14 protein-coding genes are annotated in these 16,153 nt (G+C 73.1%); 4 read left to right on the top strand and 10 right to left on the bottom strand.

Annotation, left to right across the window (positions count from 1 at the left end):
• Nucleotides 1-57: 57 nt before the first annotated feature.
• The 5 genes from ACF1BH_RS00665 to mce all read right to left on the bottom strand — a co-directional run bounded on the left by ACF1BH_RS00665 (nucleotide 58) and on the right by mce (nucleotide 7,940).
• Entirely contained in the window at nucleotides 58-828 is a 771-nt protein-coding gene (locus ACF1BH_RS00665; protein ID WP_391640217.1) for an ABC transporter permease, read from the bottom strand.
• Between the two features lie 2 nt (nucleotides 829-830).
• On the bottom strand, nucleotides 831-1,832 hold the full coding sequence (locus ACF1BH_RS00660; protein WP_391640216.1) for an ABC transporter ATP-binding protein: 1,002 nt from the start codon (nucleotides 1,830-1,832) through the stop codon (nucleotides 831-833).
• Nucleotides 1,833-1,952: 120 nt separating this feature from the next.
• Nucleotides 1,953-2,888, bottom strand: a complete 936-nt coding sequence (locus tag ACF1BH_RS00655; protein WP_391640215.1) for a cellulose-binding protein — start codon at nucleotides 2,886-2,888, stop codon at nucleotides 1,953-1,955.
• 114 nt (nucleotides 2,889-3,002) lie between these two features.
• Nucleotides 3,003-7,262 carry a polarized growth protein Scy gene (gene scy, locus ACF1BH_RS00650; RefSeq protein WP_391640214.1) on the bottom strand — a complete coding sequence of 1,420 codons (4,260 nt, stop codon included), beginning with the start codon at nucleotides 7,260-7,262 and terminating at the stop codon, nucleotides 3,003-3,005.
• 237 nt (nucleotides 7,263-7,499) lie between these two features.
• Nucleotides 7,500-7,940, bottom strand: coding sequence for a methylmalonyl-CoA epimerase (gene mce / locus ACF1BH_RS00645; protein ID WP_391640213.1), 441 nt, complete (start codon nucleotides 7,938-7,940; stop codon nucleotides 7,500-7,502).
• Nucleotides 7,941-8,113: 173 nt separating this feature from the next.
• On the opposite strand from mce, the gene ACF1BH_RS00640 reads away from it, so the two are divergent.
• Nucleotides 8,114-9,289: an acetyl-CoA C-acetyltransferase gene (locus ACF1BH_RS00640; protein WP_391640971.1), complete on the top strand. Its 1,176-nt coding sequence runs from the start codon at nucleotides 8,114-8,116 to the stop codon at nucleotides 9,287-9,289.
• A 70-nt stretch (nucleotides 9,290-9,359) separates the two neighbouring features.
• Nucleotides 9,360-10,316, top strand: a complete 957-nt coding sequence (meaB, locus tag ACF1BH_RS00635) for a methylmalonyl Co-A mutase-associated GTPase MeaB (RefSeq protein WP_391640212.1) — start codon at nucleotides 9,360-9,362, stop codon at nucleotides 10,314-10,316.
• Between the two features lie 72 nt (nucleotides 10,317-10,388).
• Here the strand turns inward: meaB and ACF1BH_RS00630 are convergent, their stop codons facing one another.
• Nucleotides 10,389-11,069, bottom strand: a complete 681-nt coding sequence (locus tag ACF1BH_RS00630) for a PepSY domain-containing protein (RefSeq protein WP_391640211.1) — start codon at nucleotides 11,067-11,069, stop codon at nucleotides 10,389-10,391.
• 110 nt (nucleotides 11,070-11,179) lie between these two features.
• Here ACF1BH_RS00630 and ACF1BH_RS00625 point away from each other — a divergent pair, with 110 nt between their 5' ends.
• Both ACF1BH_RS00625 and ACF1BH_RS00620 read left to right on the top strand, forming a co-directional pair.
• Nucleotides 11,180-11,869: a response regulator transcription factor gene (locus ACF1BH_RS00625; protein ID WP_391640210.1), complete on the top strand. Its 690-nt coding sequence runs from the start codon at nucleotides 11,180-11,182 to the stop codon at nucleotides 11,867-11,869.
• Nucleotides 11,862-13,247, top strand: a complete 1,386-nt coding sequence (locus tag ACF1BH_RS00620; RefSeq protein ID WP_391640209.1) for an ATP-binding protein — start codon at nucleotides 11,862-11,864, stop codon at nucleotides 13,245-13,247. Before ACF1BH_RS00625 ends, ACF1BH_RS00620 begins: the two co-directional genes overlap by 8 nt.
• 129 nt (nucleotides 13,248-13,376) lie before the next feature.
• Here the strand turns inward: ACF1BH_RS00620 and ACF1BH_RS00615 are convergent, their stop codons facing one another.
• The 4 genes from ACF1BH_RS00615 to ACF1BH_RS00600 all read right to left on the bottom strand — a co-directional run bounded on the left by ACF1BH_RS00615 (nucleotide 13,377) and on the right by ACF1BH_RS00600 (nucleotide 16,055).
• Complete coding sequence (locus ACF1BH_RS00615) at nucleotides 13,377-13,853, bottom strand: MarR family winged helix-turn-helix transcriptional regulator (RefSeq protein WP_391640208.1); 477 nt, start codon at nucleotides 13,851-13,853, stop codon at nucleotides 13,377-13,379.
• 143 nt (nucleotides 13,854-13,996) lie between these two features.
• The gene (locus tag ACF1BH_RS00610; protein ID WP_391640207.1) at nucleotides 13,997-14,770 is read right to left on the bottom strand and encodes an AIM24 family protein; all 774 of its coding nucleotides are present in this window, start codon (nucleotides 14,768-14,770) and stop codon (nucleotides 13,997-13,999) included.
• A complete protein-coding gene (locus tag ACF1BH_RS00605) occupies nucleotides 14,767-15,417 on the bottom strand; it encodes an AIM24 family protein (RefSeq protein ID WP_391640206.1) in 651 nt (216 codons plus the stop codon). Before ACF1BH_RS00605 ends, ACF1BH_RS00610 begins: the two co-directional genes overlap by 4 nt.
• Nucleotides 15,417-16,055 carry an AIM24 family protein gene (locus ACF1BH_RS00600; RefSeq protein ID WP_391640205.1) on the bottom strand — a complete coding sequence of 213 codons (639 nt, stop codon included), beginning with the start codon at nucleotides 16,053-16,055 and terminating at the stop codon, nucleotides 15,417-15,419. The genes ACF1BH_RS00605 and ACF1BH_RS00600 overlap by 1 nt, the downstream gene beginning before the upstream one ends.
• Nucleotides 16,056-16,153: the final 98 nt, after the last annotated feature.

Raw genomic sequence — 16,153 nt, 5'->3', positions numbered from 1 at the left:
ACACCCGCGGCGCGCGCCCCGCCCGCGCTCCCCGGATCCCGCCCGGGTGCGCCCCGGTCAGGCGTCGCGCCGCTTCAGCAGGACGTAACCGCAGACCAACGCCGCCGCCGTCCACGCCGCCATGATCCCGAAGCCGCCCCACGGCCCGTACGGCACATCGGTGGTGCGGGGGATCACCTGCATCACCTTCTGGCCGGCCTGGTCCGGCAGGTACCGGCCGATCTTCCGGGTGGCGGAGACATTGCCGAGGATGTTGGAGACGAGGAAGAAGAACGGCATCAGGATGCCCAGCGACAGCATCGGGCTGCGCAGCATCGTGGCCACCGCCATCGAGAACAGCGCGATCATCGTCATGTACAGCCCGCCGCCGAACACCGCGCGCAGCACCCCGGGATCGCCGAGGTACGCCCGGTGGTCGCCGAGCATCGCCTGCCCCGCGAAGAACGCGAGGAAACCGGTGGCCAGCCCGACGAGGAAGACCAACGCCGTCGCCACCGTCAGCTTGCAGAACAGAAAGGTGCCGCGCTGCGGTACGGCCGCCAGCGAGCTGCGGATCATGCCGGTGCTGTACTCGTTGGAGACCACCAGCACACCGAACACGATCATCGCCAGCTGGCCCAGACCCATCCCGGCGAAGCTGACGTTGGTGGCGTCGAACACCGACCGGTCGCGCGCCGGCCCGGTGCGGAAGTCGTTCGCCGCCAGCGCGCAGATCAGCATCCCGAGACCGACGGTGACGACCACCGCGATGCCCAGCGTCCACACCGTCGACCGCACCGAGCGGATCTTCGTCCACTCCGAGCGCAGCACCTGCCCGACCGCCGCCATCGTCAGCTCCCCTTCTTCCGCCAGTCGCCGCCCCAGCCGCCGGGTCCCGCTGCCACCCCGGGCGGTACGGGCTCCGCCGGCCCGTCACCGGCCGGCTCCCCGTCGTGCGCGTGGTACTCCACCGACTCCGCCGTCAGCCGCATGAACGCCTCCTCCAGCGACGCCTGCTGCGGACTCAGCTCGTGCAGCACCAGACCGTGCCGGGCCGCCAGCTCCCCCAGCCGCTCGGACGGCACCCCGTCGACCTCCAGGGCGCCGTCCGCCGCCTCGGTCGCCGCGATCCGCTCGGCGTGCAGCATGTCCCGCAGCCGCTCCGCCTCCGGCGACCGCAGCCGTACGTAGGAGCGCGAGTTGCCGCGGATGAACTCCGCCATCGAGGTGTCCGCCAGCAACCGGCCGCGCCCGATCACCACCAGATGGTCCGCGGTCAGCGCCATTTCGCTCATCAGGTGCGAGGAGACGAAGACCGTACGGCCCTGGGCCGCGAGGTTCTTCATCAGGTTGCGGATCCAGTGGATGCCCTCCGGGTCGAGGCCGTTGACCGGCTCGTCGAAGAGGAGTACCCGCGGATCGCCCAGCAACGCCGCCGCGATCCCCAGCCGTTGGCCCATGCCGAGCGAGAAACCCTTGGACCGCTTCTTCGCCACGGAGGTGAGACCGACGGTGTCCAGCACCTCGCCGACCCGGCGCCGCGGAATGCCGTTGCTCTGCGCCAGACAGAGCAGATGGTGGTACGCGCTGCGCCCGCCGTGCACCGCCTTCGCGTCCAGCAACGCCCCGACGGACCGCAGCGGATCCGTCAGCCGCCGGTAGTGCTCCCCGTCGATCCGCACCGAACCGGCGGTCGGATTGTCCAGGTCGAGCATCATGCGCATGGTGGTGGACTTGCCCGCGCCGTTCGGGCCGAGGAAACCGGTGACGACGCCCGGCCGCACCGTGAAGGTGAGGTGGTCCACCGCGACCTTGTCACCGTAGTGCTTGGTCAGCCCGTCCAGCTCGATCATGTATGCACGCTAAAGCCGCCCGGAAAGCCCCGCCACCGGACGGCCGCCGCCCGGACGGCCGAGCGCCCCCGCACCGCCTGACAGGCGATACGGAGGCGCTCGTACGGAACGGACTACGCGTCAGTGGGACTGCTGCGCCGGGATGCCGCGGGTGGTGGTCTCGTCGTCCGGGGCACCGGCGGCGGCGACGGCCGCACCGGTCAGCGTCGCCAGCATCTCGCGGACGTTGGTCAGCTGGGCGTTGATGGAGTCGCGGCGGTTGGTGAGCGCCGCCAGCTCCCGCTCCGACTCGCTGCGGACGCGGTCGGCCTTCTGGTTGGCGTCGGCCACGATGTCCTCGGCCTGGCGCTGCGCGGTCTCCACCGTCTGGCGGGCGCGGCGCTCGGCGTCCGTACGCAGCTTCTCGGCCTCCAGGCGCAGCTGCTCCGCGCGGTGCTCGATCTCCGCGAGGCGCTTCTCGGCCTTGGCCTGACGCGAGGCCAGGTCCCGCTCGGACTGCTCGCGGCGCTTGGCGAGGTTGGTCTCGAAGTCCGCGGCGGCCTGGGCGGCCTTGGCGCGGGTCTCCTCGAAGAGGGAGTCCGCCTCCTCGCGCTTGGACTGCGCGTCCTTCTGGGCCTCGGAGCGGAGCGTGGACGCCTCGCCCTTCGCCTTCTCGACGATCCGCGAACCCTCGTCCTCGGCCTTCGCCTTGCGCTCGACGGCGAACTGCTCGGCGTCGTTACGGACCTGCTGGGCGGCCGACTCGGCCAGCTCGCGGTGCTGCTCGGCGGAGCGACGGGCGTCCTCGCGCAGCTCCTGGGCCTCCTCCTCGGCGAGACGGAGGATCTTCTCGACGCGGGCACCCAGCCCCGCGTACGACGGCTCGGCGTCGGTGACCTGGGCCTGGGCGTTCTGCGTTTCGAGGTGCAGCTCCTCGATCCGCTTTTCCAGCGAGGTGATACGGGCCAGCGCGCTGTCGCGGTCCGCGACAAGCTTCGTAATGCGGTCATCCACCTGACCGCGGTCGTACCCACGCCGCACGAGCTCGAAGCCGAAGGGGGAGGAAGTGTCGCTCATGGGGTTCCTGTCGAAAGAGACCGGTGAGGTGATAAGGAGAATCCTAGGGGCCCGACCGGCGTGTCATCGAGCCCATGTCCGTTTGAAGAGGAGAATGACCCCTCATTTGAGTGGCTACCCTTCAGACTGCTTGCCACTCGAACGAGTTGACGATGCCCCTGCGGCAGCCTTCCCGCCTCCGGTCTTCCCCTCACCCGCACCCGGCGTCTCGAACGACTCCAGGGCCTCCAGCACGTCCTGCACCCGCGAGATCTCGGTGTTGATGTCCTTGCGGCGGCGGGCCAGCACGTCCAGCTCCCGGCGGCCCTCCTCGATGATCCGGGCGGCCTCGGCCTCGGCCTCGGCGCGCATCCGCTCGGCGTTGCGCACCGCCTCGGCCCGCTTGTTCTCGGCCTCCTTGATCAGGCCCTCGGCCTTCTTCACCGCCGCGATCCGGACCTTGCTGGCCTCGCTGTTCGCGTCCGACACCAGCTTCTCGGCCTTCTCCTCGGCCTCCTTCTGCTGCTGCGTCGCCTGCGCGATGAGCTTGTCGACGCGCTCACCGGCGTTCTTCATCGCCTCCGACGACTCCCGGCGCGCCCGGTCGTGCAACTCCTCGACCTCGGACTCGATACGGGTCCGCAGCTCCTCGGTGCGCTCCCTTATGGCCGTCGCGTCCCCGCGCGCCTCGCTCAGCAGCGTATCGGCGTCCGTTCGGGCCTTCTCCACCCGCGCGTTGCCCTCCGCCGTCGCCTCCTGGACGATGCGGCCCGCCTCCTTGCGGGCCGCGCCGACCATCGTGTCGGCCTGCTCCTCGGCGGCCGCGGCCGCCCGCACCGCCTCCTCCTGGGCCTTCGCGACCAGCTGATCGGCCTGCTCGGCGGCGTCCGCACGGCGCTTGGCGGCGTCCTTGCGCGCCTCGTCCAGCAGCCGGTCGGCCTCCTCCTGCGCCTCCCCGCGCAGCCGCTCCGCCTCGGCCTCGGCATCCTCCTTGACCTTGGCCGATTCCTTGCGGGTACGGGTGGCGTGCTCCTGCGCCGAGGTGACCGTCTCGGCCGCCTCGGCACGCAGCCGGTCCGACTCGGCGGTCGCCGTGGCCACCAGCCGGTCGGCCTGCTCCCGCGCGTCCGCCCGGGTACGGTCGGCGTCCCGCTCGGCCTGGGCGCCGGTCTCGGCCGCCTCCGTCCGCAGCTTCTCCGCCTCGGTGCCCGCCTCCGTCAGCAGCTCGTCGGCCTGGACCGCGGCGTCCGAACGGGTCTTGTTGGCGGCCTTGCGCGCCTCGTCACCGATGCGCTCGGCCTCCGTACGGGCGTGCTCCAGCGCCTCCTCGGCCTCCTGGCGCAGCCGCTCCGCCTCCGCGGTCGCCTCGGCCAGCCGCGCCCGCGCCTGCTCCTCGGCCTCGGCGCGGATCCGCTCGGCGGACTCCCGGGCCTCCTCGACCGTACGGTCGGCGTCCGCCTGCGCCGAAGAGGTCAGCTCGGCCGCCTCGTTGACGATCCGTTCGGCCTCCGCGCGGGCCTCGGTGACCAGCCGGTCGGCCTGCTCCGCGGCCTCCGACCGGATGCGGTTGGCATCGCCGCGCGCCTCCGCACGGGCCCGCGCCGCGTCCTGCTCACCGGCGGCCAGCGCGTCCGACGCGTCGGTCCGCAGCTGCTGCGCCTTGGCGGTGGCGTCCGCGACCAGCTTCTCGGCCTGCGCCGTCGCCTCGGTGACCAGCCGGTCCGCCTGCTCCGCGGCCTCCGTACGGGCGGTGCCCGCGTCCCGGCGGGCCTCGTCGAGCACCTCCGCGGCCTCGGCGCGCAGCCGCTCGGACTCCTCGATGGCCTCCGCGACCGTCCGCTCCGCCAGCTCCTGCGCGGCCTCGGACGACTCCTGCGCCTCCTGCCGCAGCCGGGTGGCGTCCTCGGAGGCCCGCTCGCGCTCGGCGTAGGCGTCCGCGCGGACCCGCTCGGCCTCCTCGCCGGCCTCCGCCCGCGTCCGCTCCGCCGCCTGCTCGGCCGCCGACCGCAGCTGGGCGATCTCCTCCTCGGCCTCGCCGTGCAGCCCGGCGACCGCGTCGCGCACCTGCTGCGCCGCGGTCTCGGCGGTCGTCACCAACTCCTCGGAGCGCTGCTCGGCCTCCTCGACCAGCCGCTCCGCCTCGGCCTGCGCCTCGCTGACGCGGGTCCGCGCCGACGTCAGCAGCTCCTCGCTCTGCTCGTGCGCCGCGGTGCGCTCCTGGTGGGCCTCCTCGCGGGCCTCGCCCAGCAGCTGCTCGGCCTCCCGGCGGCGCCGCGCGGCCTCCTCCTGCGCCGCGGACAGCGCCTCGGCCGCTTCGTTGCCGGCCCGCTCGGCGGCCGCCTCGGCCTCCGCCCGCACCCGGTCGGCGCTCTCCCGCGCCCGGCCCTTGAGCCGCTCGGCCTCGGCCGCCGCCTCGGTGCGCAGCCGCTCGGCGACCGACTCGCCCTCGGCACGGGCCGCCGACGCGTCCTGCGCGGCCTCGGTGCGCAGCCGCTCGGCCTCCTCCTCGGCCTGCTGCTGGAGGGTACGGCGCCGCTCGGCGGCCTCCGCCTTGAGCCGGGCCGCCTCCTCCTGGGTCTCGCGGCGCAGCCGCTCCGCCTCGGCGCGCGCCTCGCGCAGCGCCTCCTCGGCCGACGCGACCTTCTCCTCGGCGTCCGCCGTGAGCCGGTCCAGCTCGGCCTGCGCCTCCTCGCGCCGCTCGGCGAGGGCCGTCCCGGTCTCCTCGCGCAGCCGCGCCGCGGCCTCCTCCGCCTCCGACGCGACCAGCTCCGCGGCCTGCGCGCCCTCGGACAGCAGCTCCTCGGCCTCGGTACGGGCCCGCTCCAGCGCCTGCTCGGCCTGGCGGCGCAGCGCGGTGGCCCGCTCGATCGCCTCGGTACGGACCCGCTCGCTCTCCGCGCCGGCCTTGGTACGGGTCTCCTCGGCGTCCGCCTTCGCCTTGGTGAGCAGCTCCTCGGCGGAACCGGCCGCCTCCTCGATCTGCTGGACCGCCTCGCGGCGCGCCTCGCCGCGGATCCGCTCGCCCTCCGCGACGGCGTCGGCGCGCAGTTGCTCCGCCTCGCCGCGCAGCCGCCGCGCCTCCTCCTGGAGTTCGGCGGTCTTGGCGCGGTACTCCTTGGTGTCGTCCTTCGCCGCGCCCTTGAGCTGCTCGGCGGTGTCGTGCGCCTCCTCGCGCAGCCGGTCGGCCTCCGACTCGGCCTCGGTGCGCAGCCGTTCGGCCTCCTCGGCCGCCGCCTTCGTGGTGGCCTTGGCGTCCTCGGACGCCTTGGTCAGCACCTCCTCGGCGGTCCGTGCGGCCTTCGCCAGCTGCGCCGCGGAGTCCTCCGCCGCCTTGGACCGGGCCTCCTCGCGCGCCTCGTCGATCAGCCGCTGGGACTCCGCCGCGGCGTCCTTGCGCAGCTGCTCGGCCTCGGCCCGCAGCGCCTCGGCCTCCTTGGTGGCCTCGCCGACCAGCCGGGCGATCTCCGCCTTGGCCGTACGGGTGCGCTGCTCGTTCTCCGACTCGGTGGCCGACAGCCGCTTGGTGGCGTTCTGCTGCGCCTCCTCGACCAGCTTCTCGGCCTCGGCGCGCGCCTCGCGCAGCGCCGTGTCGGCCTCCTTCAGCCGCGCCTCGGCGGTACGGGTCAGCTCGGCGGCGGCGCGCCGCGCCTCCTCCGACTCGCTGCCCGCGCTCGAACGCAGCTGCTCCGCCTGGTCGGTGGCCTCCTGCGCCTGGGTGGAGGCGGCGCTCAGCAGCCGCTCGGCGTCGGCCCGTGCCCGGCGCAGGATGGATTCCGCTTCGGCGCGGGCCTCTTCCGCCTCGGTGCCCAGCCGCTCCCGGGCCTGCTGGGCCAGGCGCTGCGCCTCGGCGCGCGCGGCCGCCAGCGCCTGCTCGGCCTCGGCCCGCGACTCGTCCAACAGCCGACGGGCCTGGGACTCCGTACGGGCGCGCAACTGCTCGGCCCAGGCGACGTTTTCGTTGACGTGCGACTCGACGGTCTGGCGGCGCTCGTTCAGCTCCTCGTCGAGCCGCTGGCGGCGCTCGACCGCCTCGGCGTGCAGCTCGGCCTCCATGCGGGCCTGCCGCTCGGCCTGCTCCTGGAGCAGCCGCTGGGTCTGCGCCCGGGCCTCGCGCAGCTCCCGCTCGGAGTCGGCGCGCAACTGCTCGGCCTGCATCTGCGCGTTGCGCAGCAGCTGTTCCGCCTGGTGACTGACGTTGTCGTAGGCGGGCCGGCTCGCGATCGTGCGGCGCGCCTCGTGCAGCTTGGCGCGCAGCACCTCGACCTGATAGCCGAGGTCGTCGGCGTGCTGGACGGCCTTGTCCCGCTCGGTCTTCAGCCGCTCCATCTCGGCCTCGAACTGCGAGAGGTGATCGGCCTCAGCCCGCTGACGCTCCTGGCGCTCGTTGCCCCGCACTGCGCGGTCCCATCCGTCCCATGGTCATGGTGGCGGCCGTCCCCGGTGCTGCGGACGCGGGCCCGTACACGTCACGTCGTACGAGGCTGCGCCCCCGGAGCCGACCCTTCCGAAGAAATGGTGTCAGATCATCGGCGGAGTATGGACCGAGCCCCATCCCCAGGAAGCGCTCGCACCGTGCGTGAGCACCTCGTACCCCGGCCGAAGGTGCACTCTACCGGCCGGGGAGGACATCGGTCAGTGGTCGTCCGGGGCGGAAGGCGCAGCCGTGACCAGTTCGGTCAGTACACCGTGGCAGTCCTTGGGGTGCAGGAACGTGATCCGTGACCCCATGGAGCCCTTCCGTGGCTCGTCGTAGAGCACCCGGACGCCCTTGTCACGGATGTCCGCGGCGTCACTGTCGACGTCGGCGGTGCCGAAGGCGATGTGGTGCACGCCCTCACCGTTCTTGGCGAGCCACTTGCCGACCGCGGAGTCCTCCCGGGTCGGTTCGAGAAGCTGGAGGTAGGAGGCGCCGCCGTCCGAGGTCTCGTTGATCTTGAGCATCGCCTCGCGGACGCCCTGCTCCTCGTTGACCTCGGAGTGGAACACCTCGAAGCCGTAGGTGGCACGGTAGAACTCGACGGTCCGGTCCAGGTCGAAACAGGCGATCCCGATGTGGTCGATTCGCGTCAGCATGGCTCCAGTGCACCGCTCGCACAGCTGGTTACGCAACGTGCGCGCCGTCACACCCACTTGCCGGTGACCCGGCGCGTACCCCTCAGTACATTGACGGGAACCCTCGTTAACTTCCCTGCAAAGGAAGGCCGCACCGCATGTCTGCAACGAACGGAACGACCGGCACCACCTCCGTGATCGTGGCGGGGGCCCGTACCCCCATGGGCCGTCTCCTGGGCTCGCTGCGCTCCTTCTCCGGCGCCGACCTCGGCGGGGTGGCCATCAAGGCGGCGCTGGACCGCGCGGGCATCGGCGGCGACCAGGTGCAGTACGTGATCATGGGCCAGGTGCTCCAGGCCGGCGCGGGCCAGATCCCCGCCCGCCAGGCCGCCGTCAAGGCCGGGATCCCGATGAGCGTCCCGGCGCTGACCGTCAACAAGGTCTGCCTCTCGGGGCTGGACGCCGTGGCCCTGGCCGACCAGCTGATCCGCGCCGGGGAGTTCGACGTGATCGTCGCCGGTGGCCAGGAGTCGATGACCAACGCCCCGCATCTGCTGCCGAAGTCCCGTGAGGGCTTCAAGTACGGCGCGGTGGAGATGCTCGACGCGATGGCGCACGACGGCCTCACCGACGCGTTCGAGAACATCGCGATGGGGGAGTCGACCGAGAAGCACAACACCCGCCTCGGCATCGCCCGCCCCGAGCAGGACGCCTTCGCCGCCCGCTCCCACCAGCGCGCCGCCGCCGCGCAGAAGAACGGCATCTTCGAGGCGGAGATCACTCCGGTGGAGATCCCGCAGCGGAAGGGCGAGCCGGTCGTTTTCAGCCAGGACGAGGGCATCCGCCCGGAGACCACCGAGGAATCGCTCGGCAAGCTCCGCCCGGCGTTCGCCAAGGACGGCACGATCACCGCGGGCTCCGCCTCGCAGATCTCCGACGGCGCCGCCGCGGTCGTGGTGATGAGCAAGGCCAAGGCCGAGGAGCTGGGCCTGGAGTGGATCGCCGAGATCGGTGCGCACGGCAACGTCGCGGGCCCCGACAACTCCCTCCAGTCGCAGCCGTCCAACGCGATCCTCCACGCCCTCGGCAAGGAGGGTCTGACCACCGAAGATCTTGATCTGATCGAGATCAACGAGGCGTTCGCCGCGGTCGCCGTGCAGTCCGTGAAGGACCTCGGGGTGTCCCACGAAAAGGTGAACGTGAACGGCGGCGCCATCGCGCTGGGCCACCCCATCGGCATGTCCGGCGCCCGCCTCGTCCTCCACCTCGCGCTGGAGCTGAAGCGGCGCGGCGGCGGCACCGGCGCGGCCGCCCTGTGCGGCGGTGGCGGCCAGGGCGACGCGCTGATCGTCCGCGTCCCGGGGAAGTGAGCCCGCCGGCCCGCGCCGGTGAACCGCACCGTACGAACGATTCCGCAGCAGCCGAAGGAGCCGAGCAGCGATGGTGGACGTCCCGCAGCTGGTGGAGCAGGCACGGCAGGGCCGGCCCCGGGCGGTGGCCCGGCTGATCTCCCTGGTGGAGGGCGCCTCCCCGCGTCTGCGGGAGGTGATGGCGGCGCTGGCCCCGTTGACCGGGAACGCCTACGTCGTCGGGTTGACCGGCTCGCCCGGCGTCGGCAAGTCCACCACCACCTCCGCGCTGGTCACCGCGTACCGCAGGGCGGGGAAGCGGGTCGGGGTGCTGGCGGTCGACCCGTCCTCGCCGTTCTCCGGCGGGGCGCTGCTCGGCGACCGGATCCGGATGAGCGATCACGCCTCCGACCCGGGTGTCTACATCCGGTCGATGGCCACCCGCGGCCATCTGGGCGGCCTCGCCTGGGCGGCGCCGCAGGCGATCCGGGTGCTGGACGCCGCCGGGTGCGAGGTGATCCTCGTCGAGACGGTCGGCGTCGGGCAGTCCGAGGTGGAGATCGCGTCCCAGGCCGACACCAGCGTGGTGCTGCTGGCGCCGGGCATGGGCGACGGCATCCAGGCGGCGAAGGCCGGAATCCTGGAGATCGGCGACGTCTACGTGGTCAACAAGGCCGACCGGGACGGCGCCGACGCCACCGCCCGGGAGCTGAACCACATGCTCGGGCTCGGCGCCGCGCGGGGCGCAGGGGACTGGCGGCCGCCGATCGTCAAGACCGTCGCGGCGCGCGCGGAGGGCGTCGACGAGGTCGTCGAGGCGCTGGAGAAGCACCGGGCGTGGATGGAGGAGCACGGCGTACTGGCCCGGCGCCGCCATGCCCGCGCCGCCCAGGAGGTCGAGACCATCGCGGTCACGGCGCTGCGCGAACGGATCGGCGATCTCCACGGCGACCGGCGCCTGGAGGCCCTCGCGGACCGGATCGTCGCGGGCGAGAGCGATCCGTACCGGGCGGCGGACGAGCTGGTCGCGGGCCTCACGGGCGGCTGACGCGGCCCGTACGGCACCGGCCCCGGCTCCCGCGGCGTGCGGGAGCCGGGGCCGGTGCCGTGGGCCGGACGCTCAGTCGTCGTCGTGGTCGTCGTCGGCCGGGGCGGCGCTCACCGCGGCGGTGCGCGGGTCGACGAGGTAGGTGTGCTCCCGGCCGTCCCGGGTGACCGTCTCGACCTCCCAGACGGCCTTGGCGCCGTGGTCGTCGTCCTCGAAGTCCACGGACGTCACCGTGGCGTGGCCCCGGCCGACGGCGCGGGCGGCGGACGCGGCGTCCACCGTGGTGCCCCGCAGCGCCGCCCGGGCCCGGTCCTGGCCGTGCGTGCCGCCGGTGCCGGGGTCGGTGTGGGAGCGCAGGACGCGGGTGGTGAGCGGGTCGAGGGCCAGGTGGTGCCAGGCGCCGTCGCGACCGAGAACGTCGGCCTCCCAGACCAGGGCGCCGCGCTCCTCGTCCAGCTCGACCTCGGTGACCGTGCCCGGGACGGCCCGCAGCGCGGCGACCGCGGCCTGCGCGGCGTCGGTCTTCGCCCCGGCGGCCCGCCCGGCGTCCCCGGACTCCCCGGCCTCCCGGCGGTCGCGTCCGCCGTCCGCCGCGGCGCCCTCGGCACCGGCGGTCGCCGCGAGCTGCGCGGCGGTCTGTGCCCCGGACTGCGGGCCGCCGGGGCCGCCCGTGTTGACGGCGACGGCGGTCGTGGCGCCCCCGGCGATGAGGACGGCGGCGGCGGTGGCGGCGAGGACGGAACGGCGCTTCATGGTGGTTGCTCCCCTGTGATCGGCGATGACCCCACCGTGGCAAAACCGAGCTGAAGCGGAGCTGAAGGACCCTGAAGAACGCTTCAGGAACGGGGTGCGAAGCTGAACGCATGCCTGATCCCACACCCGCGCGCCCGTTCCGCCTGCTGATCGTCGAGGACGAGAAACGCCTGGCCCGCGCACTCGCCGGCGGGCTGCGCGCCGAGGGCTACACCGTCGACGTGGTCCACGACGGGACCGAGGGGCTGCGCCGCGCGAGTGAGGGCGTCCACGACCTGGTCGTGCTGGACATCATGCTGCCGGGCCTCAACGGCTACCGCGTCTGCGCCGCGCTGCGGGCCGCCGGGAGCGAGGTGCCCGTCCTGATGCTGACCGCCAAGGACGGCGAGTACGACGAGGCCGAGGGGCTCGACACCGGTGCCGACGACTACCTCACCAAACCGTTCTCGTACGTGGTCCTCGTCGCCCGGGTGAAGGCCCTGCTGCGGCGCCACGGGCGGACGGCCGCGCCGGTGCTGCGGGTCGGTGCGCTCACCGTCGACCAGGGCGCGCACACCGTGCTGCGGGACGGCGCCGAGGTGACGGTGACCGCCAAGGAGTTCGCCGTCCTGGAACAGCTCGCGCTCCGCGCCGGTGAGGTGGTCTCCAAGACCGAGATCCTCGACCACGTCTGGGACTTCGCCTACGAGGGCGACCTCAACATCGTCGAGGTCTACGTCAGCGCGCTCCGCCGCAAGCTGGGCGCCGGGCACATCCGCACCGTGCGCGGCGCCGGGTACCGGCTGGTGACCGATGCGTAACGCCCTCGGCTCGGTCCGCGCCCGGGCGACGGCCGGGGCGACGCTGGTGGTGGCGCTGGCCCTGGTCCTGGCCGGCACGGCGCTGCTGCTGGTGCTGCGCGGCAACCTCCGCGCCCAGACCGACCTCCAGGCCGAGGTCGCCGCCCGCGCCGTCGCCGCCCGGATCGCCACCGGCTCCGTCCACGGCGACCTCCATCTGCCGGACGGTGACGACCGTCCGGTGGTGGTCACCGACGACGACGGCCGGTTGCTGGCCGTGGGCGACGACGTCGAGGAGGTCGACGGCGAACGGGTCGCCGGCGGACCCGACGGCGGCGGCTTCGACGACGGGGCGGACGGCGGCCACCACGGTGAGGTCGACGACGACGTGAAGGTCGGCGACGGCACCGCGACCGTCGACGGGCACCGCGCCGACTACCGTTTCGCGACCGTCGAGGCGGAGGACACCGCGGGCCGCAAGGCGGTGGTCCGCGCCGGGGCGCCGCTGGCGACGGCGCAGCAGGCGGTGGACTCGCTCCGCACCGCGATGCTGATCGGCCTGCCGCTGCTGCTGCTGGTCGTGGCGGGCGTGACCTGGCTGGTCACCCGGCGGGCGCTGCGGCCGGTCGAGGGCATCCGCGGCGAGATGGCCGCGATCACCGCGAGCACCGACCTCAGCCGCCGGGTGCCGGTGCCCGCGGCGCGGGACGAGATCGGGCGGCTGGCGCGGACCACCAACGAGACGCTGGCCGCGCTGGAGGCGTCGGTCGAGCGGCAGCGCCGCTTCGTCGCCGACGCCTCGCACGAGCTGCGCAGCCCGATCGCCAGTCTCCGCACCCAGCTGGAGGTCGGCGCCGCCCACCCCGACCTGCTGGACGTACCGGGCGCGGTCGAGGACACCGTACGGCTCCAGCAACTCGCCGCCGACCTGCTGCTGTTGGCCCGGCTGGACGCGGGGGAGCGGCCCGCCGGAGCGCCGGTTTCGCTGGCCGCGCTGGTGCGGGAGGAGACGTCGCAGCGGCCCGCCGACCGGATCGCCGTCACGGTCGGGCGGCTGGACGAGGCCGAGGTGACCGGCTCGCGCGGCCAGTTGGGCCGGGTGCTGGGCAATCTGCTGGACAACGCGCAGCGCCATGCCACCGCGGCGGTGCGGGTGGCGGTGGTGCGGGAGGGCGCGGAGGCGGTGCTGCGGGTCGAGGACGACGGGCCGGGTGTTCCGCCCGGTGACCGCGAGCGGATCTTCGAGCGGTTCGTCCGGCTCGACGACGCCCGGGCGCGGGACGACGGCGGCGCCGGGTTGGGGCTCGCCATCGCCCGGGACGTGGCCGAGCGGCACGGCGGTTCGCTGCGGGTGCGCGAGGGCTCGGTGTTCGAGCTGCGGCTGCCGGTGCTGAGCTGACCTGCGGGACTTCCGGCGCGGCGGGTGCGGGTGGGCCGTCGTGCCGGTGGGCGGGCCCGTCGGCGCGTGGGTGTGCGCGGCCGGGCGGCCGGTGCCGCGGTCCGGGGGCGCGGACCGCGGCGCAGGGGCTCAGAGCGCGCCGCGGTGCTCCCGCAGCCGGTCCGCGACCGGCCCCAGCGAGGAGTGCAGCTGCGCCAGGCTCTCCGGGGTGAAGAGGTCGATGAAGTGCCGGCGCACCGAGGCCACGTGGTGCGGCGCGACCCGGCGCATGGTCTCCCAGCCCTCCTCGGTCAGGACGGCGTAGAGCCCGCGGCGGTCCGATTCGCAGTGCTCGCGGCGGACCAGACCGGCGTTCTCCATGCGGGTGATCTGGTGCGAGAGACGGCTCTTGGACTGCAGGGTGCTCGACGCGAGATCGCTCATCCGCATCCGGTGGCCCTCGGCCTCGGAGAGATTGACGAGGATCTCGTAGTCGTTGTTGGTCAGCCCGAACGGCTGGAGATCGCGCTCCAGTTGGTGCATCAGCAGTCGGCTGACGTCCAGATGGGTACGCCAGGCGCGCTGTTCCTGGTCGGTCAGCCAGGGGGTGTCGCTGTCGGTCGTCATGGATGAATTCTACCCGTAAAAGTTGAATGATGAAATAAATGCGGGTCGATCGGGCGAACCGCACGGCGGTCGCCGGTACCGGCTCCCCGGGCCGGATGTGGTGGCTCAGGCGTTCGAGCTGCTCACCGTGCGCAGACTACCGTTCACAGCCCGAGACGTTGCTGGAGGCCACCGAGCGCACCCGGCAGTTGCGGCGCTTGTGAGCCACCCGCCCCGACCGGCGCCCCGGACCCCGGCACACCCGCCTCCGGCGCCACCGCGCCCGTCGCCCGCTCCGCCATCAGCTCCTCCGTGGACTGCAACAGGACCGTCCCCGCGCCCGCGAACTCGAATTGGTGCTCCTCGCCCGACACCCCGCCCAGGCCGGTGTGCGCCCGGACACCGCCGAGGAATCCCCGCAGGTACTGGTGGTCGTAGTGGTGGCACGGCGACGGGCAGTCCGCCCAGCCGACCAGCGCCTGCGGGTCCACCCGGATCGGCGGCTCGACGAAGACCACCGGGCCGTTGGACGCGGCGACGAACGTGCCGGTGCCCAGCAGCGTCAGAAAGCCCGGAATGATCGACTGCTTCAGTGACAGAGATGGCTGAAACGCGAGCAGATTGCCGGAGCGAATGGTGAGGTTGCCGTCGTCGAGGTCGTAGGAGTTGACGTCGAACGCCCGGTCGGCGAGGACCATCTTCCCCCGGCCCTCGGCCACCACCCAGTCCGCCGCGTGCAGCGGGGAGTGGAAACTCGTCGCGATCAGCCGCTCCAGCGGACCGTGCCCGATGCCGTGGAAGTCGATCGCGCCGTAGTACGCGATCATCTTCCCCTTCTGCAGGAACCACTGCCCCTGCAGCTCCACCGAGAACGCGTACGGGTTGACGTTGTCGTTCCGCGGCAGGGTGTGGACGTCGTGGATGACGGGTGTGCTCACAGCTTCTCCTCCGACGCCTGTACATAGACCGTGCCCTGGCCCGACAGCTCCAGCTGGAACGCCTCGCCGGAGCCGCGGCCCACCATCTCGCGCCAGCCGAGCGCGGCGGAGAGCTTGTTGCGCACCTCACCGCGGTGGGCGACGTACGCCTGCGGGTCGACGTGGACCGGCCGCTGCGGGGTGATCGGCAGTTCGATGACGCCGCCGTGGGCCATCACCGCCGCCGAGCCGTGGCCCTCCAGCGTGGTGGTGAACAGGCCCTGGCCGGTGACCTGGCCGCGCACCATGCCCATCACACCGCCCTGCGAGCCCATGAACATCGTGCCCTGGCGCAGCGAGCCGTCGAACGCCAGCAGCCGGTCGGCCTCGACATGGAGCGTCTCACCGGTGAGGTCGATGACCTGGACGTGGTGGCCGCCGTGGCCGAACATCACCGTGCCGTCGCCCTCCACCGTCATCAGCGGGGTGGCCTCGCCCGCCAGCCGGCGCCCGATCATCGAGCCGAGGCCGCCCTGACCACCCTGGATGTTCGGGGTGAAGGAGACCTCGCCGCGGTAGGCGAGCATCGCGCCGCGCTGGCTGAACAGCCGCGTCCCGGGCGTGATCCGCGCCTCGACCATGCGGGAGTTGAGGACCGTGAACGGCATCAGACCTCACCGCCGATGGTGTTGCGCTCGCTGGGCTGGACGTACACCAGGCCCTCGCCCTCGAAACGGATCTGGAACGCCTCGCCGGACCCCTCGCCCAGGAACGTGCGGAAGTTCACCCCGGACTGGAGGTGCTGCTTGAGATCGCCGGTGTGCGCGACATACGCGCCCGGGTCGACCTGGAGCGGATACTCCCGGGTGACCCGCAACACCACCGCCTGGCCGTCGGAGAGCAGTGCCGCCTGGCCGGTGCCCTCCACGGTGGTGGTGAACAGGCCGTTGCCCTGCGAGGCGCCGCGCAGCCCGGTGAAGGTGGTGCCGGTGCGCAGCGCGGCGTCCGTGCACAGCAGATTGCTCGCCTCCACGTACAGCTTCTCGCCGTGCAGCTGCACCAGATTGATCTCGCTCGCGTGGTCGGCGAAATAGCAGGTGCCCTGCCCCTTCACCTCCATGACCGCCATCTGCTCACCGGTCAGCCGCCGGGTGACCATCCCGCGCAGCCCCTCACCCCCTCCGGTCTTCTTCTTGAACGACATCTGTCCCTCGTACGCGACCATCGCGCCGTTCTTCGCCTTGACGGCGTCGCCCGACAAGTCGACGGCGAGCACCTTGCTCCCGTGGAGCCGAAACTGAGCCACGTCCCAGACGGTAGCCGCCAGGTCACCCGCCGCGGGAGGCCCACCGGCCCCTGAACCGCTCGGGGTTTCCCCTGGTTCCTCCCGGACGGAGGCGGCCG

The organism is Streptomyces sp. NPDC014733 (genome assembly GCF_043083385.1).
GTDB lineage: Bacteria > Actinomycetota > Actinomycetes > Streptomycetales > Streptomycetaceae > Streptomyces.
The sequence above is the reverse complement of the archived record's forward strand: the minus strand, read 5'-3'. Positions and strand labels throughout refer to the sequence as shown.

Excerpts from the sequence above, each read along its gene's own strand:
- ACF1BH_RS00665 (WP_391640217.1), bottom strand. The coding sequence starts at position 828 with ATGGCGGCGGTCGGGCAGGTGCTGCGCTCGGAGTGGACGAAGATCCGC.
- ACF1BH_RS00660 (WP_391640216.1), bottom strand. The coding sequence starts at position 1,832 with ATGATCGAGCTGGACGGGCTGACCAAGCACTACGGTGACAAGGTCGCG.
- ACF1BH_RS00655 (WP_391640215.1), bottom strand. The coding sequence starts at position 2,888 with ATGAGCGACACTTCCTCCCCCTTCGGCTTCGAGCTCGTGCGGCGTGGG.
- mce (WP_391640213.1), bottom strand. The coding sequence starts at position 7,940 with ATGCTGACGCGAATCGACCACATCGGGATCGCCTGTTTCGACCTGGAC.
- meaB (WP_391640212.1), top strand. The coding sequence starts at position 9,360 with ATGGTGGACGTCCCGCAGCTGGTGGAGCAGGCACGGCAGGGCCGGCCC.
- ACF1BH_RS00630 (WP_391640211.1), bottom strand. The coding sequence starts at position 11,069 with ATGAAGCGCCGTTCCGTCCTCGCCGCCACCGCCGCCGCCGTCCTCATC.
- ACF1BH_RS00625 (WP_391640210.1), top strand. The coding sequence starts at position 11,180 with ATGCCTGATCCCACACCCGCGCGCCCGTTCCGCCTGCTGATCGTCGAG.
- ACF1BH_RS00620 (WP_391640209.1), top strand. The coding sequence starts at position 11,862 with ATGCGTAACGCCCTCGGCTCGGTCCGCGCCCGGGCGACGGCCGGGGCG.
- ACF1BH_RS00615 (WP_391640208.1), bottom strand. The coding sequence starts at position 13,853 with ATGACGACCGACAGCGACACCCCCTGGCTGACCGACCAGGAACAGCGC.
- ACF1BH_RS00605 (WP_391640206.1), bottom strand. The coding sequence starts at position 15,417 with ATGCCGTTCACGGTCCTCAACTCCCGCATGGTCGAGGCGCGGATCACG.